The 19,813-nt window shown below is 41.9% G+C and carries 18 protein-coding genes and 1 tRNA gene; 17 read left to right on the top strand and 2 right to left on the bottom strand.

The features are described 5' to 3' along the window. The first annotated feature begins 165 nt into the window (after positions 1–165). Genes JEQ21_RS07840 through JEQ21_RS07805 form a run of 8 tightly spaced genes read left to right on the top strand, consistent with a single transcriptional unit; the run spans position 166 to position 9,192 of the window. Entirely contained in the window at positions 166–1,383 is a 1,218-nt protein-coding gene (locus JEQ21_RS07840) for a hypothetical protein (RefSeq protein WP_199364821.1), read from the top strand. An 8-nt stretch (positions 1,384–1,391) separates the two neighbouring features. Continuing rightward, the gene (locus tag JEQ21_RS07835) at positions 1,392–2,228 is read left to right on the top strand and encodes a phage tail domain-containing protein (RefSeq protein ID WP_199364818.1); all 837 of its coding nucleotides are present in this window, start codon (positions 1,392–1,394) and stop codon (positions 2,226–2,228) included. Positions 2,229–2,240: 12 nt separating this feature from the next. Continuing rightward, positions 2,241–6,773, top strand: coding sequence for a phage tail protein (locus JEQ21_RS07830; RefSeq protein WP_199364816.1), 4,533 nt, complete (start codon positions 2,241–2,243; stop codon positions 6,771–6,773). A gap of 13 nt (positions 6,774–6,786) precedes the next feature. Beyond that, positions 6,787–7,023, top strand: coding sequence for a hypothetical protein (locus JEQ21_RS07825; protein ID WP_199364814.1), 237 nt, complete (start codon positions 6,787–6,789; stop codon positions 7,021–7,023). Position 7,024: 1 nt separating this feature from the next. Further along, on the top strand, positions 7,025–7,291 hold the full coding sequence (locus JEQ21_RS07820; protein ID WP_199364811.1) for a hypothetical protein: 267 nt from the start codon (positions 7,025–7,027) through the stop codon (positions 7,289–7,291). Positions 7,292–7,294: 3 nt separating this feature from the next. Continuing rightward, a complete protein-coding gene (locus JEQ21_RS07815; protein ID WP_199364808.1) occupies positions 7,295–7,699 on the top strand; it encodes a hypothetical protein in 405 nt (134 codons plus the stop codon). Beyond that, positions 7,686–7,916 (top strand): phage holin, encoded by a 231-nt coding sequence (locus JEQ21_RS07810; protein ID WP_199364806.1) that lies wholly within the window; start codon positions 7,686–7,688, stop codon positions 7,914–7,916. The genes JEQ21_RS07815 and JEQ21_RS07810 overlap by 14 nt, the downstream gene beginning before the upstream one ends. Then, entirely contained in the window at positions 7,891–9,192 is a 1,302-nt protein-coding gene (locus JEQ21_RS07805) for a peptidoglycan recognition protein family protein (protein ID WP_199364804.1), read from the top strand. Before JEQ21_RS07810 ends, JEQ21_RS07805 begins: the two co-directional genes overlap by 26 nt. Positions 9,193–9,373: 181 nt before the next feature. Here JEQ21_RS07805 and JEQ21_RS07800 read toward each other — a convergent pair. Next, a tRNA-Cys gene (locus tag JEQ21_RS07800) sits at positions 9,374–9,444 on the bottom strand. A gap of 156 nt (positions 9,445–9,600) precedes the next feature. Here JEQ21_RS07800 and JEQ21_RS07795 point away from each other — a divergent pair. From JEQ21_RS07795 to JEQ21_RS09990, 8 genes are all read left to right on the top strand, one after another. Then, positions 9,601–10,179, top strand: a complete 579-nt coding sequence (locus JEQ21_RS07795; protein ID WP_199364797.1) for a hypothetical protein — start codon at positions 9,601–9,603, stop codon at positions 10,177–10,179. A 10-nt stretch (positions 10,180–10,189) separates the two neighbouring features. After that, positions 10,190–11,206 (top strand): hypothetical protein, encoded by a 1,017-nt coding sequence (locus JEQ21_RS07790; protein ID WP_199364796.1) that lies wholly within the window; start codon positions 10,190–10,192, stop codon positions 11,204–11,206. Positions 11,207–11,551: 345 nt separating this feature from the next. Further along, on the top strand, positions 11,552–12,334 hold the full coding sequence (gene rpsB / locus JEQ21_RS07785; protein WP_199364795.1) for a 30S ribosomal protein S2: 783 nt from the start codon (positions 11,552–11,554) through the stop codon (positions 12,332–12,334). A 68-nt stretch (positions 12,335–12,402) separates the two neighbouring features. After that, positions 12,403–13,446 (top strand): translation elongation factor Ts, encoded by a 1,044-nt coding sequence (gene tsf / locus JEQ21_RS07780; protein WP_199364794.1) that lies wholly within the window; start codon positions 12,403–12,405, stop codon positions 13,444–13,446. Positions 13,447–13,819: 373 nt separating this feature from the next. Beyond that, the gene (locus JEQ21_RS07775) at positions 13,820–14,275 is read left to right on the top strand and encodes a CtsR family transcriptional regulator (protein WP_196967013.1); all 456 of its coding nucleotides are present in this window, start codon (positions 13,820–13,822) and stop codon (positions 14,273–14,275) included. Between the two features lie 3 nt (positions 14,276–14,278). Further along, complete coding sequence (locus JEQ21_RS07770) at positions 14,279–16,711, top strand: ATP-dependent Clp protease ATP-binding subunit (RefSeq protein ID WP_199364793.1); 2,433 nt, start codon at positions 14,279–14,281, stop codon at positions 16,709–16,711. Between the two features lie 276 nt (positions 16,712–16,987). Beyond that, complete coding sequence (locus JEQ21_RS07765; protein ID WP_199364792.1) at positions 16,988–17,257, top strand: AbrB/MazE/SpoVT family DNA-binding domain-containing protein; 270 nt, start codon at positions 16,988–16,990, stop codon at positions 17,255–17,257. Between the two features lie 76 nt (positions 17,258–17,333). Continuing rightward, positions 17,334–17,426, top strand: a complete 93-nt coding sequence (locus JEQ21_RS09990; RefSeq protein WP_233340819.1) for a hypothetical protein — start codon at positions 17,334–17,336, stop codon at positions 17,424–17,426. 355 nt (positions 17,427–17,781) lie between these two features. On the opposite strand, the gene JEQ21_RS07755 is transcribed toward JEQ21_RS09990, so the two are convergent. Continuing rightward, positions 17,782–18,405, bottom strand: a complete 624-nt coding sequence (locus JEQ21_RS07755) for a cysteine hydrolase (protein ID WP_199364791.1) — start codon at positions 18,403–18,405, stop codon at positions 17,782–17,784. Positions 18,406–18,579: 174 nt separating this feature from the next. Here JEQ21_RS07755 and JEQ21_RS07750 point away from each other — a divergent pair, with 174 nt between their 5' ends. Then, positions 18,580–19,158: a TetR/AcrR family transcriptional regulator gene (locus JEQ21_RS07750; protein WP_196092300.1), complete on the top strand. Its 579-nt coding sequence runs from the start codon at positions 18,580–18,582 to the stop codon at positions 19,156–19,158. Positions 19,159–19,813: the final 655 nt, after the last annotated feature.

Raw genomic sequence — 19,813 nt, 5'->3', positions numbered from 1 at the left:
ATAAAGGGGAAATCCTTTTTTGTCTAGTCGAACGTTTCACCCAATGGGTGAAAAGCAGAACCTTCCAGAAACCCTGTAATCAATACGGTTTCTGGAAGGTTTTTAAGTTAGGTATGAATAATTTGGGGTCAATTAAGTTCCCAGAATATGTTTACGGGTGTTGACATGAATATTGGGCAAATGAGTCTGAATGCAACTACTAAGACTTCCGAAATGGCTACTGGTGTCTCTACAACCATGGCTGGTTTAGATTTAGACACTTTGGCTAAAGCAACGTCTATTAGCAGCAATGTTAGCACGAATTTTGCCACAGCCCAGACAAATGCTGCTAGCTCTACTTCACAGTTAGCTTCGCAGACTACTTTGGATTTGGCAACAGCTCAAACTAATGCTGCCACTTCAACGGCTGGTATCGCCTCACAAACAGGAATTGACTACGCTACGGCTTATCAGAATGCCTCACTTTCAAGTTCTCAAATTGCTTCCCAAACGGGTATTGATTTTAGTACTGCACAAGCGTCAGCAACATCTTCAACCGCGGGTCTAGCTGCCAGTGTAAACGGAGATTTATCAGGAGTAGCTGCTTCAGCTCAAGCGAATACTTCGCAAGTTGCCACAAGTATTACATCCAATTTCCAACGAGCAGAGCAGAGCGCTAAGTCATCCATGAACGGTGTGACGAATGCTGTTCGAAATGGTATGACTCAAATCGGATCAGCAGCTCAAAGTGGTGGACAGCGAATTGCTTCAACGTTCACTAGTGCCTTTAACCGAGTTCGTAGTACAGTTACAAGTGGGCTGAATGCTGTTGTGTCTGCTATTCAATCAGGTATGAATCGCTCAGCATCCATTTCTCAAAGTACAGCCTCTCGGATTGTGTCAATCTTTAACCAATTGGCTGGGCAGTTGCAAGCTGCGGGCGCTCATGCTGGCCAAGGACTTTACAATGGTCTAGCAAGTATGGCTGGTGCTTTATATGCACTTGCTGCAAGTATTGCCAATAACATTGCAAGTACGATTCGCCGTGCTTTGGATATTCGCTCTCCATCTCGTGTGATGAAAGCGATTGGTGGCTATACAGGTGAAGGTATGTATATCGGTATGGCGGCGTGGGTTAGCGACATTAAAGAGATGTCAAAAGAATACGCTAATGCAATCACTGATCAGGAGTTCGAATCAAACAGTGTGATGCAAACCTCAGCACAAGTTACGAATTCTGGTGTGAAATCTACACTAGAATCGCTTAGTGATGAGGTACGCTCAATGGTATTACCAGAAACTAAGTTTGAAATTCATAACGAACTTGTTGGTGATGAAATCTATACCACAATCAAAGAGAAAGAAGCTCGACAACAAGCATTGTCAGAGTTTTTTAATTACTAGGAGGAAGAATGGATTTAGAGATTAATCAGAATGGGACGATTTCTACGCTGTCTCAGTTTGGCGTTTATAATATCGAGATTCAAGAATCTTCTCCTGAATTGGAAATGGAATCTCGTACGGTCAAAGGTCGTTCAGGGAGGATTTTTGACAATGCTAATTTTAAGAAGAAAGAGATTGATGTGAAGGGACGGATAAAAGTTCCTTCTATTTCTTCTTTTTATGAGAAACAAGATTTCTTGAATGGTTTCTTCTTTAGTCGTGTCCCATATTTTATCCGTAAGTTAGTTCCGGAGCAGGACGAGTTGTATAACTTTGAACTCCCTGGTAAGACTAGCGGAGATTTCAATGAGAAGAAACGAAAGCTGATTCCTTGGAAATACCGACATGAAGTTCTTGTAACTAAAGAGATAAATTTTTCCTTCAAAGGACGATTTACGGGTGGACTTGTTTATGATTTACAGATTCATTTTGAGACTGTGAATCTACCATTTGGTCAGTCCGATGCAAGAGATGTTCTTCTTTCGGGCGGAAAGATTCCATACAACGGTACAGAGACTCTCAGTCAACTAGAGGTACCTTTTAGAATTGAATTTGTTTCAGATGGAGGTCAGAACGCTTTTTATTTTCGGTTGAACAATCATAATTTCACGTTTAATCAAGCTTCAAATTTGGAAAGTGGAACTAAGATTACTGTCTTTGGACATGAAGTGATTATGAACGGTGAAAATGCTAACGAGAAGACGAATTATGAGTTTTTTGAGTTACACCCATTTATTGAAAATGCCTACCAGACTAATTTTAAGGGTAAGATTCGAATTTTAGGCCTGGTTGATTTATTTAAATAGAAAGGAGTTTTGATGGTAACGTTTCTTGACCAAAACCAACGCCGATACGGTGTTCGGATGACTTATGACATTAAACAGTCAGTCAATGGTGAGCGGTCATTATCTGGAAAAATTAGCGAACCTCAGAGTGTGCTTCGTAAGATTGATAGAGGTTGGCGATTGCTAATCGGTGATGAGTACTATGTTGTTACCTACATAAAACCTCATGATAAAGGTCGCCAGCTAGAAGTAGAGTTCGATGCCGTACATCAATTCTTCTGGGATTTCTCAAAATCCTCTGTCCATACTTCTCTGAATGATGGGTCACACACCTTTGAAGAATATCTACATTTTATCTTTGACGGTAGCGGATATTCTTTCAGAAACGAAGTGAAGCGCTATGCTTTTGAAAAGCAATCTTTTGGATATAAGAATCGCCTGAGCTTATTCAATGATGTTGTTAAGCAAGCTGGAGTTGAGTTTGTTGTGCATGGCAGAGTTGTCCGTATCTTGGATAGGTCTGGCTCAGATTTGACCACAGTTGTCCGCAAAAACTTCAACATGAATGAGTTGAAGATTGAAAAGAACGTCAAAGAATTTGCCACATTCCAGGCTGGTTTTGGGGCATGGAATGACAAGGATGACCATTCGAAAGGACGGCTAAGTGTCAACTACAGAAGTCCTTTAGCAGATGAATACGGAGTTATCGAGACAGATCCATTTGTAGATGAGCGATACACTGATAGGGAATCATTACTCAACAAGTTGAAGTCAAATGTAGATTCGTCTTATGAGATTTCTGTTCAAATTGATATGGAGGATCTTACAAAAGCAGGTTATCCATATACACAGCCAAGGTGCGGTGATTACATCATGGCTATTAATGATGTATTAGGATTCCGCAGACGGATTCGAATCGTTTCTTTTACTAGTTCATACGATATCCGAGGTCGTTTAATCAGTCACAAGATTACTTGTGGAAGTATTAGCGCTGTGGAGAAGTCAGTCACTAAGGTTTCTGCTTTGTCAGCAAAAATTGGCCAAGCTCAAATTGAGACTGCAGAAGCTTATAAAGCAGCACTAGAGGCCTTGGTTGCCACTAACGGGAAGAATAAGAATTACTGGGGAGATACATTTCCAACTGATGATCCACCAGGAACTCTGATAAAAGGAGACCAGCTCTATTACCAAAACGGTGAAAAGACTGAACTGTATGTCTGGAACGGACTTGAGTGGCAAAAAGCAAAACTGGGAATTGATGAAGAGGAATTCGAAAAAGAAATTGCTGAGATTGGGAAGCAGTTTGTAGAGCAGGAAAGATTTCATAATGACAAGGTTGCTGAATTAGTCGCAAAAGCAGGAGTTGCAGAATCCACCGCTGACGAAGCAAAGCGACTAGCCGAAAAAGCCAATGCGGATTTGACTAAGGCGCAGGAGCGCTCTAATTCAGCTATTCAAGGTGCTTTATCAGAGGCTAGGCGTTTAGACCAAGAGGAACGAAAAGAGACTGAGAGGGCCATTCTCGCAGCTAGAAATAAGGCAAACGAAGAAGCTCGTCGATTGATTAGTTTATCAGAGCGAGCGCTCCAAGAGTCTATAAATGACCTGTCTACAGAAGTCACAAGAACAAACGATGCTATCAAACTGAAGGCTGATAAGGCAACAGTCGACAGTTTGACAGGTAAAGTTTCTCAAGCAGAAGCTAGTCTTCGAGTTCAAGCTGGGGAAATCGCTAGCAGGGTCAAGAATTCTGATTTTGACAAAGAAAAAGAAAAACTCCGCACAGCAGAGACAAATATCCGTCAACTTGGCGAAAAGATAACAACTGAAATCAGTCGGACAGTCGCTAAGATACCGACGCAAATTGGAGGTCGTAATCTTTTCCTAAATTCAAAATTTAATTTTGATTTAAAAAAGCGTTATTCTACTTATAATCTAGATGATAGTGAGACACAGACTCAAGGACAACTGATGGCAACTATCGATAGAGACAGTAAATTTCGAGGGACAAATACCTTGAAAATTGTTTCTACATTTAATGGTAAGCGCAACAATCAAAAGATAACTTTTGCAACCGGAGGCGATACTCGTTTTTCAACTGAAGATGAGATGAAGAATCAAAGCGTTATGATTAGCTTTTGGGCTAAAGCTTCTGTAGCTAACACTATTTTTGCATGTCGTTCCGGTTTTAGAAGTCCTACAAAAGAACTAAGGTTGTCAACAGAATGGACCTACTACAGTTTCCAACTTACAGAAAACCTTAATTCTAATGCCACTAATGAAGTTATCATGCATGTTTGGTCACAGGCTACCGTTTGGATTGCGCTTCCAAAGGTTGAAATAGGAACTATTTCAACTGATTACACAGAGGCACCAGAAGATTTACAGACAATCATTGAAAGTGCCAAAACCACCACCACTCAGACTGCTGAAGGGACAAGACAGTTATCCACCAAACTGGCGCAAGCAGAAAACAAAATCAGCCGTCAAGAGACCCAAGTCAACCAGCTCATTGGTGATGTTTCTAGTAAGGTCTCTCAGACTGATTACAATAACTTGAAAAAGTCTGTTGACTCTCACACAACTGAGATTAATCAAACAAAGAGCTCTATCAAATTAAAAGCAGATAGAAGTCAGGTTGATGACTTATCTAGCCGTTTCAGAGCAGAATTGCAGGTTACAAATGACGCTATCAACGCTAAAGTTTCAAAAACTGAATTCAATAGCGAAAAGAATCGAGTGACAAATGCTGAGACACGTCTCGATACATTAGCCGGTCAGATTTCTACAAAACTTTCAAGAACTGAAGTCAACCAGCTGATTGATACGAAAGGCTTTATAACTAACTCGACCTTTACAAATACAATCGAGCAGACAGAAAGAGGTTTGACCGCTAGGATAACTCAGGTTGAGACGAGGATTCCTTCTAACTTCTCTCATAGAAACGTTATGAGAGGGACGTCGGATTCTTGGGGGGCGTTCAGAGATATTACAATAAAGGAAAATTGGACGTTTGATTTGGGCCAGGTTCCTCTCGGTGATCAGACGGGCATATATCCGGATACCAAGGTCAATCTGTTTGTCTACGTATCAGCAGACAACATCGTCTTAGATGAGAGTGTAGCTAATAAAAGAATGTTGCTACAAGGTCGTATTAGAGATTCCAGCGGAAATTGGACTTGGACTAACTGGTCTCGCAATCACCCTTTTTTCAATAAATGGAGCCGTAATCTAAATACAGGAAATAACTACACGCTAATAAAAGTATCCGGAATTGTCACTAGAGAGATGTACCAAAATTCAAAAGGATTTGAGTTGCAAATTCGAATAGATGGCGCAAAGAGTGGCAAATTTCATGTTCGGGCATTGATGGTTACTACTGGGGATATCGCTCCTGATTACTGGTCGCCAGCCCCAGAGGACTTTGCAACTACCACCGCCCTCCACGAAGTTCGTGACACAGTAGACGGACATACTCGGACTCTAACAGCTCAAGGGCGTTCAATCAGCCAAGTCACCCAGACAGCAGAGGGGATTGTGTCCAGAGTTGCTAATACTGAAAGCAGTCTCAGTCGTTTAGATGGTAGGGCTAATTTTGTAGAATCAGCTTTGAACTCTACGAAAACAGAAGTTAGCCAGCTGGCTGGTTCTTGGGCGGTTAAGAACTTGACTAATTCCGGAACTGTATTAAATCAGTTGAATTTGAATAAAGATGGGTCTGTTAAGATTGACGGAAGTCTTGTCCAAATCACTGGTAGAACCTATATTCAAGATGGCGTTATCTCATCAGCTAAGATTGGGAATCTTGACGCAGGTAAGATTACGACGGGAACTTTAGATGCACATCGAGTCACAATTGTTAACATGGATGCAAGTAATATTGTTACAGGTCAAATGTCAGCAAACAGAATTAGAGGTGGAACGATTTCATCATTAAACGACCGCTCACAGATTAACCTGCAGAATGGTCGTTTCTATGTTAGTGACAACGAAGCTGGTTTCTTTAGGGTTGACTCACAAGCCTCAACAATGGGACTGAAGTTCATTAACTACAATGAGCGAATCAATGGTAGTCAAAGGAAAGTATCTCGGGTAATTCTTGGTGGTGATCGTCGTCAGGAAGGTTCTGATTCTAACTTTGGTTGGGATAAAGGTGGATTTACCGGAATCGTCATCTCGACTGTAAAAGGAGCTGTTTCAACAGACGGTTGGCAAGTAGATGATGTTCAATTGATTGGAGATCGTGTCGTGTTTTCACATTCTTATTATGCCGATAGGAATGCGACGAATCTTCCTCAACAGGGTTGGGAAATGTATAACTATGTGTACAATTCTCCCAGAAAGGGGAATGTTCTTTTACGTCCGTATATGATTGACAAAAATCAAAGTGCCATTGAGACAGGGAATCTTTTCCTGTATCCAAGGAAAGATAAATCAGTGAATCTGTTGGAGGTTTTACGTGAGTTGAAAGTTGGATTTGTTCACATCAAAAATGCGGGATTCTCAGATGCTGCATACAATGCAATTGTGAGTTCGATAAATAAGTTGAGCTCACTTGGAATCTAAGAAAGGATATTTTATGGACGACAAAACACTACAATTTTTTGCACAGGACATCGCTGGCAAGCTAACTCAAGCTGAACTTGAATCCAGCGAGTTCAAAGCTCGCTATCAAGCCGAACTTGGTGAGAAGAACGAGTTGGCTGAAAAGTTGACTCACTTTGAGCAGGTTTTGGAAAGCGACCAAGCGCTCAAAGAACTTTTTGAAGAAGTAGAATCAAAATTGTTAGAAGAAAAAATGAAAGAAGGTAACTAATATGACTTTAGAAGTATTTCGTTCAGTACGACTTGAAGGACAGTTGAAAGTTGGGGAAACAGTTGTAAAAACTATGACTGCCGAATTTGATGATAAAGGGACAGCTCGCCGGTCAGAATGGATTAATGATGAAGAACTCTATACTAAAAATCGTAAACAAATGCGTAAACATGAAAAGGAATTCCAAGCCAAAGTTTTCGAAGTTGAAGATGAGATTTTGGCCGATCTTGAAGATACAGAAACAGCAGAGACCGAAGTAGAGGAGTAGAGCGTGAATATTGCTGAAACTATTACGATTTTGGGGGCTGTTGTCGCACTGTTGGGTGGGATTTCGCGATTGATTGCGGAATCCCGAGAAAACAGGCGATACAATGAAAAAACTGCAGATAATATCGAAAAAATCAAATCAGATGTCGAGCAAATCAAATCGACTGCAGACACGAACTCCGACTTAATCGCTAAGACTGCAAACGGTACAAAAACTCTACACCGCTACAGGCTTTTCCATGATATGCAAGCAGATATTATTAAAGGTTACACAACTCTTGAGCGTAAGCGGGAAATCGCAAAACTCTTTGAGTCGTATAAGAATCTTGATGGAAATGGTGAAATTGAGTTGCTTTATCATGAGTTCCTAGAATTACCTCTGAAAGGAGAAGAAAATGCGTCTATCTGATAACTGGTATCAAGCCTTTAAATGGCTGGTACTTATTTTTCTTCCAGCTCTGAATACTTTGATTTTTGTCGTAGGTGGGGAGTTAGGATATGACTTAACGGTGGTCAATAACATTTTGACTGCCTTTTCTGCTTTTCTGGGGACAGTCGTAGGAGTGTCCACGGTCGATTATTACAGGAAGGAGGCACAGAGTGACGACAGCGAAGGACGTGGTTAGCTATACTCAAAGTTTGGTAGGGAAGAAGGTTACAGTCCCTACCAACCCCTATGGGGGTCAGTGTGTGGCACTGATTGATCATATTGTTCAGCATTTTACGAACGGTAAGAAAAATCTAGCTTATGTCAATGCAGCCGACGGTTTGCGAAAGGCTAAAGAAATGGGGCTTACAGTTGTCCAGAACAACCCCAATGATCCTCACTTACTACCACAAACCGGCGATTTCTTCGTCATGAACGACCCTTACCCATGGGGACATATCGGAGTGGTTGTCTCCGCTGACGTCAAAGGTATGCACACTATCGAGCAGAACATCGATGGCTATCGTGATGACAACGGAAATGGGATTAATGACCAACTGGAAGTTGGAGGGGGTGGCTATACCCGCAAGAACTATCGTGACTATAGTCACGTAGTAGGCTGGTTCAGATTGCCATATTCTGGCTCACAGGAGCCTCAAAAGACAACTGGAGGTAAAGCTACCATGGAACCGAAAAACGTGAATGGAGACCTATATAGTGGCTTGATTACCGAAGCACGCCCTGAAGTGTTCTGGAGCGGTGGCAAGCGGACTGGCAAAATCCAATACATCGTGATCCATGGTACAGCTACAACATCTGTAATAGGTGCTTATAGTACATGGTTACGGTCACGGAATAACATGACATCTGCTCATTACTTAGTTACTCCGAACGCAATCATGGGCTGTGTCGGGGAAAATTATGTCGCTTGGCATTCTGGCGGAACTGGTGCAATCACCAATGAGAACTCAATCGGAATTGAGCACATCAATTCGCACATTGGAGATGTCAACAACCCGAACACTTATCTGTTCGATGATGCCACACTTGAACGTGGAGCGAAGCTGGTTGCCGAGATTTGTTTACGCTATGGATTGAAACCCGATTCCAGCGTTATTGTTCCGCACCGACAAGCTAGCGCTACAGCCTGTCCACAAACTCTTGATATGGCTGATTACATTAAGAGAGTTCAGCGTTATTACAATGAGATGAGCGGAGTGGTTATTTCCAAAAAGGAAAATACCACTCAAAAACCAACTATTTCCAAAACGGAAATAACTGGCTCATTCAAAGTCCGTGTGTCAGTCACAGACTTGAATATCCGTAAAGAGCCATCCCTCAAAGCTAAAACCAACGGCAAAGTTAAACCAGGTGTCTACACCATCACAGAAACTAAGTCTGCTGATGGTTATGAGTGGGGCAAGCTGAAAAGTGGAGCAGGCTGGATTGCTTTGAAATATACTAAACGACTGTAATTATGTAACGATTCTCCCTCTGGATTTTCCAGGGGGATTTTTTTATTTTAAGCTTCAAAATCGTCCGAAAATCGTCCGAAATGTTTTTAGCGTTTATCCGTATTTATCCCACTCAAAAATCAAAAAAGCCCGATTTTTCGGGCTTTTCATTAGTATAAATTCGGATAAAAGGGGTTGTTAAAGGCGGTAGACGGATTTGAACCGACGATCAAGCTTTTGCAGAGCCGTGCCTTACCACTTGGCTATACCGCCGCAACATAAAATATTCTACACTAAAATATGCCACTCGTCAACCGTCAACCTTCGGCTTTTTCTTGCTCTTATATCTGATTATTAGTATACTAGACCTGTACTGAATAGGTGATAACCTAGGTTTTACCTGCGATTTTTTATAGACAGAGGTGTTTTATGAAAAAGAAAATAATGGTTTTACTTTTAGCAAGTTTGGCTTTGGCAGCCTGTGGTCAAAAGAAAGAGACTGAGCCAAGTGCTTCTTCCAGTCAAAAACAAGTAACGTCGCCAGCTAAAAAGTCTTCTTCATCCAAGAAGGCGGGAAATTCTACTGCAACAAGTTCAAGTACAGAGGCGATGGTAGAATCCCAATCCAGTTCTTCACAAGCAGAGAGTGTGAGTCAGGAAGTAAGTGCCTCTTCTACTCAAGAGGAGGCTGCTGAAGCTACAAGTGGCGAAACTATTCCTGCTATTCAGGGAACCTGGTCAAGTGCAATGGGATCCATTACGATTGAAGGTGGCAAACTAACCAATGGTACAGGCACCTTTACCGTTAAACAAATAAGTGACGGCAGTTGGACACTGGCAGAAGTAGTAGCTAGCCCGCCAGTCTACTATTATGTGCCTGCAGGTCAGTCACTGGCTACAAGTGTTCGAACTTATGAGTCAGATGAAACCCGGGATCGTATTTTTATCCAACCTCAATATGATGCTCCACAAGAGGCCTTTGAGCCCTATATCTTCTATCGGAATTAAGGGGAAATTCATGAACAAGAAAAATATCTTAGGAGTGGCTCTCTTAGCGAGTCTATTCATGGGCTCGGCTTCTGCTACTGATAAAAACGAAAAGGCCTATCAAGAGGTTCTGGAGGATTATGAAAAAATAGCTAGAGTTTCTGTAAACAGGAATGGAGATGCAGAAGCTGTGGCCAATGAGTTATATGGAAAGTTGAATCAAGACCTATCTTATTGGACCATCGCGAACATTGCTCAGAGTCCAGATAAACTGTTGTTCTCCTACCACGACATCGATCAAAAGGGAGAAAATGAACTCTTAGTTGGAATGTCAGATAGTCAAGGGAATATTTACCCAATTGCTCTCCACTATTTGGACGACGGAGAACCTGAATTGTTAGCAGAGACCTATGTTGCTGCGGTCGGTGGTGATAGGGTAGGCTTTGTTCTTTATAAGGATGGGAGTGTCCTGCAGTCAGCTGTTTCTTCAGGATTTGGACGAGGACAAGCTACCCTCTATGAGCTAGATCCTAAGGGTGGTGAGGCTAAAAAAGTTGAGGAGCAAGCTATCCAATTGGGACAAAGTGATATTCATTCGCAATTTGGACATACGGAAGACCAGATCTTGGAGATGGATGTGATTGACTGGGTACTAATTGGTTCATTTGATACAAAGACAAGTTCTTCGAGTACTCAGAAAACAAAGCAAAGCCAATCCAGTCAAAAATCAGAAACTACATCTTCGTCAACAACTCAAAGTGGCTCTGTTTATGATGGGAAATGGGTTAGTCAACGATTTGGGACCATGTCCATCAAAGATAATACGTTGACAACTAGTGATGGAACCTACACAATGCATCATAAAGGCTTGGGTAACTGGACCTTAGCTGAGAATCGGGTGAGTGCAGTTGAATACAATTATGTTCCAGTCAATGTCCCAATTCCAGGTTATGAATCAGATGAGACACGAGAACGGATCTATTTGAAACCCCAATACGAGGAACCACAAGAAGATTTTGAAAAAGGCATCTACTATCGTGACAAATAGCGAATCACGACAAACGCATGAGAGATTTTTAGCGAGAAAATAGAGTTTTCTGTATTTCAATGTTCAGGATTTTCACAATAAAAAATAATCCTTTTTGGAATCTTCTATAGGAGAATCGCTAAAGTTACTAAATTTAAACTGTGTTATAATTCGGAAATTACTGTTTCATGCGTTTGTCGTGATAGCGAATATTTCTTCTTGTAATTTATAAAGAAATCCCTTATAATAAAAGAGTTGCTGTGCAACAAATACTCATTTTGAATGAATTGTGGGAGGGGTTGCCTTCGGGTCGTCCTGCAAGTTGAAATTCAAAAGAGGAAAAAACATTTTAAAGGAGAAATACTCATGGCAGTAATTTCAATGAAACAACTTCTTGAGGCTGGTGTACACTTCGGTCACCAAACTCGTCGCTGGAATCCTAAGATGGCTAAGTACATCTTCACAGAGCGTAACGGAATCCACGTAATTGACTTGCAACAAACTGTTAAATTTGCAGACCAAGCATACGATTTCATGCGTGATGCAGCTGCAGAAGATGCAATCATCTTGTTTGTTGGTACTAAAAAGCAAGCTGCTGACGCTGTTAAAGAAGAAGCAGAACGTGCTGGTCAATACTACATCAACCACCGTTGGTTGGGTGGAACTCTTACAAACTGGGAAACTATCCAAAAACGAGTTGCTCGCTTGAAAGAAATCAAACGTATGGAAGAAGAAGGTGTCTTCGAAGTTCTTCCTAAGAAAGAAGTTGCACTTCTTAACAAACAACGTGCACGTCTTGAGAAATTCTTGGGTGGTATCGAAGATATGCCACGTATTCCTGACGTAATGTATGTCGTTGACCCACACAAAGAGCAAATCGCTGTGAAAGAAGCTAAAAAATTGGGAATCCCAGTTGTAGCGATGGTTGACACAAATACTGATCCAGATGATATCGATGTTATCATCCCAGCTAACGATGACGCTATCCGCGCTGTCAAATTGATCACTGCGAAAATGGCAGATGCTGTTATCGAAGGTCGTCAAGGTGAAGATAACGTTGCTTCTGTTGAAGCTGAAATGGCAGCAGCAGTTAGTCAAGCAGATTCAATTGAAGAAATCGTTGAAGTAGTTGAAGGATCAAACGAATAATCTTGTAACCCCAAAGGGCAGTGACCTCCGTCCTGTCCTTTTTTAAAAAAATTTTGGAGGAAGCTCAAATGGCCAATATTACAGCCGCTCTTGTTAAAGAACTACGTGAAAAATCTGGTGCTGGTGTCATGGATGCCAAAAAAGCCTTGGTTGAAGTAGAAGGTGATATCGAAAAAGCGATTGAACTACTTCGTGAAAAAGGTATGGCGAAAGCAGCTAAAAAAGCTGATCGTGTTGCTGCAGAAGGTTTGACAGGTGTTTACGTAAACGGTAACGTTGCTGCAGTTGTTGAAGTGAATGCAGAAACTGACTTTGTTGCGAAAAACGAACAATTTGTAAACTTGGTAAACGAAACTGCTAAAGTGATCGCTGAAGGTCAACCAGCAGACAACGAAGCCGCACTTGCTTTGGTAATGCCTTCAGGTGAAACTCTTGAAGCAGCTTACGTAAACGCAACTGCAACAATCGGAGAAAAAATCTCATTCCGTCGTTTCGCTTTGTTGGAAAAAACAGACGCTCAATCATTTGGTGCTTACCAACATAATGGCGGCCGTATCGGTGTAATCTCAGTCATTGAAGGTGGCGACGAAGCGCTTGCGAAACAAGTATCTATGCATATCGCTGCGATGAAACCAACTGTTCTTTCTTACAAAGAGTTGGATGAGCAATTCGTTAAAGATGAGTTGGCACAATTGAACCACGCAATCGAGCAAGACAACGAAAGCCGTGCAATGGTTAATAAACCAGCGCTTCCATTCTTGAAGTATGGATCAAAAGCTCAATTGACTGATGAAGTGATCGAACAAGCAGAAGAAGATATCAAAGCAGAATTGGCTGCTGAAGGTAAACCAGAAAAAATCTGGGATAAGATCATCCCAGGTAAAATGGATCGCTTCATGCTTGACAACACTAAAGTTGACCAAGCTTATACACTTCTGGCACAAGTCTACATCATGGACGACAGCAAAACGGTTGAAGCTTACCTAGACTCAGTAAACGCTTCTGTTGTTGCGTTTGCACGTTTCGAAGTTGGAGATGGTATCGAAAAAGCTTCAAACGACTTTGAATCAGAAGTGGCAGCAACGATGGCTGCTGCTCTCGGTCAAGACTAATTTCTTGGAAATTCAGAAATCAGAGATTTCTGGACTTGTACAAAGAGGAGGTGGGGACTCGAGCCCTGCCTTTTTCGTTGTTATACTCGAAATAGTTCGAAATATGAAAAGGCAATCCGATGAAGACAGAACTGAGGGTTCGGTGAAGAGGATTAACACATTTAGATTTTGAAATATAATGAGTATTAATGTTTGAAATTCTTGGTCCTAGTCTAATCTTGTATGGCCTCTTCCCACTTTTAATCTTTGGAAAATTAAGATATAATAAAAGTCAAATATAGTCAGATTTCATTTTTTTATTTCGTTTACGAATAAGTACTTTGGGAGACCAAGTTACTAGGATGGAATGCTCACAAAATTAGAAAGGACTTCCATGGTAGCAAGAAATACCTCCGATAATATTGAAGAGCACATCAAGCAACTTTTGGAACAAATGGGAATGGCCGTACTCAAGCGCAGTGAACTAGCGGAACTCTTTCAGGTTGTTCCAAGTCAGATTAATTATGTCATTAAAACCCGTTTTACTGAAAGCAAAGGATATGTTGTTGAAAGCAAACGAGGTGGTGGTGGCTATATCCGGATTGGACGGATTTCCTACTCGAATCACCACCAAATGTTGCAGGAACTTCAGGAAAAATTGGACTCGCAATTAAGTGAGCAAGTTTATGAGGATATCCTGCTGCTTCTTGTTGAAGAAGGCCTCTTGGAACGCCGTGAAGCGACTTGGTTGATGGCCGTAGCCCTTGATTCTGCCCTAGGCACTGATGGTCCCCGTTTGCGCACCCAAATGATGCTCCACTTATTAAAAGAAATTGACAGAAGAGGATAAAGAATGAAGTATTCAAATGCATTAATAGAAACCCTTGAAGTGGCCCATGTCTTTGCCAATAATTATGGCCGTGATCATCTCGAGACCTGGCACCTTCTAACCGGTTTTTTGGTCAACCCCTATAGTATTGTCGGTTCGGCCTTTAAAGATGCGTCCATTGATTTGGATCTTATAGAAGAAAAAGCAGGGGAGATAATTGGTTACCCCTATCGTGAAGAGAAAAAAATGACCATTTTTCCTTTCTCCCCACTCATGGAAAAAATTTTTAAACGCGCGGAGGATCTGGCCCAACACCTAGGACAGGATGAAATTGGGACAGAACACATTTTTCTTGTTCTTTTGCAGGAAAATGAATCACTGGCGACACAACTCCTCTATGCATCCGGGTTTGATCCAGAGGACAAGCAGGAAGCCCAGAAATTGAAAGCCTTGCGGAAGGACATCGAAGCCCGCGTCGGCTGGTCTAAGGATGAAATCAAATCCATCCGCAACTTTTTCCGCGGCAGCCGGCCAGCCTCCCAACAAATGGCCAATATGATGGGCATGCCCACGACTCAAAGTGGTGGTCTAGAAGACTATAGCCGTGACTTGACTGCTGCAGCCCGCGCCGGTCAATTAGAGCCGGTTGTTGGTCGTGAGGAAGAAATTGACCGCATGGTTCACATTCTGAGTCGAAAAACCAAAAACAACCCAGTGCTTGTTGGGGATTCTGGGGTTGGCAAGACTGCCCTAGCCTTGGGCTTGGCGCAGCGAATTGTAGACGGTCAAGTGCCTGTGGCCTTGCAGGATATGCGGGTTATGGAGTTGGACTTGATGAATGTGATTGCCGGGACTCGTTTCCGTGGGGACTTTGAGGAACGGATGAACAACATCATTGACGACATCGAGAAGGAAGGCAACATTATCCTCTTTATCGATGAGCTTCACACCATCATTGGTTCCGGTAGTGGAATCGATTCGACCCTTGATGCGGCCAATATTCTCAAGCCAGCCCTAGCGCGTGGTAGCCTTCGTACTCTTGGTGCGACCACCCAAGAGGAATACCAGAAACATATTGAAAAAGACGCGGCCTTGGTTCGTCGCTTTGCCAAGGTGACCATCGAAGAGCCCAAAGAGGCAGATTCCCTAGCGATTTTGCAGGGACTCCGGCCGCGTTATGAGGAGCATCACCAGGTAACCATCGAGGATGAAGCCTTGAAAACAGCTGTTCAGACAGCCAAGCGGTATTTGACCGCCAAACGCTTGCCTGATTCAGCCATTGATCTGTTGGATGAGGCAGCCGCAACGGTTCAGAATCGTAGTTTGAGATCTTCTGAATACGATAGTAATGGCCTAACAGAGTTGGATAGGGCCTTGATGAATGAAGAATTTAGCAAGGCTAAGAAACTGATGAAAGAGGCTCAGAAGCCTGTCGTCTTCAAACATCGGGTGACTTCTGAGGATGTCCTCCAGACCTTGAGTCGTTTGTCTGGAATTCCGGTACAGAAATTGTCGAATTCAGAGGCCAAGAAGTATCTCAATTTGGAAGCGGACTTGCACAAGCGTGTGATTGGGCAAGACCAGGCTGTTTCAGCTATCAGTCGCGCCATTCGGCGCAATCGTTCAGGTCTACAAACGGGCAAGCGTCCGATTGGTTCCTTCCTTTTCTTAGGTCCAACGGGTGTTGGTAAAACGGAGTTGGCCAAGGCTTTGGCAGAATTGCTCTTCGATGATGAAGAAGCCCTCATTCGTTTTGACATGAGTGAGTACATGGAGAAGTTTGCGGCTAGCCGTCTTAACGGTGCTCCTCCGGGTTATGTGGGCTATGAAGAAGGCGGTGAGTTGACCGAGAAGGTTCGGAATCGTCCATATTCGGTGCTCCTCTTTGACGAGGTGGAAAAAGCCCATCCGGATATCTTTAACCTCCTCTTGCAGGTGCTAGACGATGGTGTTTTGACCGATAGCCGGGGGCGCAAGGTTGATTTCTCCAACACCTTGATTATCATGACCTCCAATTTGGGCGCCACTGCTCTCCGTGATGACAAGGTTGTTGGCTTTGGCGCAGGGGACCTGCGCTTTGACCATGAAAGTATGGAAAAACGAATGTTTGAAGAGTTGAAAAAGGCTTACCGCCCTGAATTCTTGAACCGGATTGATGAAAAGGTCGTCTTCCATAGCCTCACGGCCGAGCAAATGCAAGAGATTGTCAAGGTTATGGTCAAACCGATGGTTGCCGCTCTGGCAGCTAAGGATGTGACCTTGAAATTCCAGCCAAGCGCTCTCAAACTTTTGGCTCAAAAAGGCTACGATCCAGAAAATGGAGCTCGTCCACTTCGTCGGACCCTCCAAACCTTGGTGGAAGATCCCTTGTCTGAGTACCTTCTGGCCGGGGACTTACAGCCAGGCTCAACGATGAAAGTGGGAGTCAAGGCTGGCCAGCTTAAAATGGACATTTAAGCCTGAAGTTAGTCATTACAGTCGAGTTTCTCAATCCAATCATAAATGTTAAAAGATAAGGTTGAATGCTAGGTCAATCTTGTCTTTTTTCGTATAATACTCATTACATTTCAAAATCTGAATGTGTTAATCCTCTTTGCCGAACCTTAAGTTCTGTCTTCATCGGATTGCCTTTTCAGATTTCGAACTGTTTCGAGTATAAAAAGGTGAGAGAATTTTTAAAGGGAGTGGAAAATAGTAATGATTTTTGATTTTCTTTTATTGAGGAGGTGTACGATGGAACCGATTATTCAAGAATATACAACTCTTTCTCAATGGGGGAATTCAAAGGCAACGAGAATACCTTCTAGTATTTTGAAGGCTTTAGACATTGATTTAAATCAAAAATTCTCGATTTCTATCAAGGATCAATCAATTGTGTTAACACCAGAGAACCAACAACCTTCTACGATTCATGAATTATTTGCGGATTGGGAAGATGATGGAATTCGACATGGAGAGTTAGATTGGGGACAGGCTCAAGGAGGAGAATTGGAATGGGAGTGACACAAGGTGATATTTTTTTGTTCATTTCAATCCGAGTCTTGGGCATGAGCAGAAGAATAGGAGACCAGCGATTGCGTTGAGTCATGATTTGGTGTCTGAACTTAGTGGTGTAACAATTGTCGCTCCTATCTCGATACAACTAGAAACTACCCAACTTATCATACACTAAGAACTAGTGAAAAAATAAAAGGAAAGGTTATGCTGGATCAGACCATTGCATTGGATCTTAGTGCAAGAGGTGTCACCAAAGTAGAAGAATCACTCAATTAATCAGAATTGAAAGAAACTTTTGCTAAGTATAAACTGTTATTTGATCTAGTTTCATAATAGAGCAAAACAAAAAACATCTAGCCTCAACTTTCTTGGAGATATCGGCTAGATGTTTTTTGTGTGTATAGATTGTGGTGATTAGTGAGTAGCTTTTATACTCTTTTAGTTTATCTTTTGTTACTGTGTTAGCTCGTCTTGCCGTACTTTAGTACTGCCTGCGACTCGCTGCCTTGTACTAAAAGCAAACTAAAAGACTATAATAAAGGTAAAATTTCCTCTGTAGTATATGTTTGATTGGCGATGTAACCAAAGTTGGTGAGAGCTGCTTGGTAAGCTTCTTCACCTGGAGCACCGATGGCATCTGTGACAACAACAACTTTGAATCCTAGTTCAATGAGTTCTCGCATGTGGCTGTCTACACAGAGGTTGGCATTCATACCGGCAAGAATAACAGTATCGATACCATTTTTACGCAACTGTAGTTGCAAATCATTGGACTCTGGTCCAAAAATTTTATGACCATTGGTGATAATCGTATCTTCGTCTAGCAGGGGTTTAACTTCTTCAATGATATCTGCACCTGAACCTTCTACAACAGGGGTGTAGGGGCTGTCACGCCAAAACATTTCATTTTCAATCATCATGGTTTCACCCGCTGCTTTAAATTGCCATTTGTGATCATGAGGGTAGAAGTAGTGAGGTGAAATAAATCGTTTATATCCATTTTCTTTGGCTACGGTGAGCAATTTAGTGAGATTGTCGATTGTGTGGACTTTTTCCAGAATGTCCTTAGTAGCCCCGAATCCTTTTCCTGCAGGTTTTAGAAATTCGACTTGTGGATCTGTAATGACAATAGCAGTGTGCGCTTTATGAAACATTGGGAAATCTCCTTTTATTTGAAATACGAGAGGACAAAAATAATTCTGTACCAATCGGTACAAATAGTATACCAAATCGAAGAACACTTGTAAACGATTTAGTTTATTCAGGGATTCAGTTGCTATAATTTCCCCTGGAAAACTGCTATAATTGGAAGGAAAAGGAGTAGCTGCATGGATACAAGAGAGACTATTTTAAGACAAACCCGAGAATTAATCTATCATCAGGGGTATGTAGCGACATCCCTCAACCAAATTATGGATGCAGCAGGGGTTGGGAAAGGGCAATTGTATTATTACTTTAAATCTAAGAAAGATTTAGGATTAGAGGTAACTCAGAATCTCTTAAGAGAGTGGGATTTTGAGTTGATTCAAGGGATTTTTGGGAGTTCATTGCCTCCTGAAGATCGTTTTCGGGCCATGTTAGCCTGGATTTTTGATTTTCATCGGCAACAAGAAGGAACTATTTTTTACGGCTGCCCAGTTGGAAATCTCATTGTTGAATTGGCAGCCCAAGATCAGGACTTTCGACAATTGTTAGCCGATTTTATGGATCAGTGGTTTGAGGAATTGTCAGGATTGCTTCAAGTTATGCATCCGTCCTGGTCGAATGAAACCTGTCAGCAAGCAACTCGAGAAATTATAGCACAAATTCAAGGGGCTATTGTCCTTTTGAAACTCAGCCAAGATATTCAAGTTATTGCGAAGGCGATGATAAGTCTTGAAGAGCGCTACTTGACTTACACTCATTAAATTTCAAATTCTGACGTTGTATAGTAGTCTTTTTAATTTACTTTTTGTACAAGGCAGCGAGTCGTAGACAGCTCAAAATCTCTGGGGGAGATTTTGAGCTTGCTGAGGAGCTTGGGACAAAAGTCTCAACCTTCCTATTTTAGTTAGTGAATTCACTTTGACGCAGTGGTTGATTGGTCAAACAGCTAAAAGGCTGTTTGAGGTAGCAGATAGGATTTGCGAAGCAAATAACAATTGTTCGCTTTTATTGCTAGAACATTTTCTGTTCTCTTATCCAGATACTCAAAGAGTCGATTTCTGACTCTTTGACCTCCGTTCATTTCATTTAGAAACTCTAAAGGCATTCAACATGCCTTTAGACCGGAGGTGAGAGTGAAACGGTTTGGGGAGAAACCGTTTCAGCTTACAACTTGAAACAAAGACTTGTAACGAACGATTTTATTTGTGAAAATCGTTCTGTCTCACTCTCCAAATAAGTACGGCAAGACGAGCTAACACAGTAATATAAGAAAAAACCATTCACAATTGCAATGTCATTAAGTTAAGGATTTCGAAAGCTCCTAAATCGAGCTTTCGAAATCTTTTTTTGCTATACTTAGGCTCAAGGAGGTGGATAGAATGCCAAATCAAGTAAAGAAGCAACTACGAAATAGTA

This window comes from Streptococcus sp. 121, from assembly GCF_016458205.1.
In the GTDB taxonomy this organism is placed as follows: domain Bacteria; phylum Bacillota; class Bacilli; order Lactobacillales; family Streptococcaceae; genus Streptococcus.
This window is presented reverse-complemented; position numbering and strand designations above follow the sequence as displayed.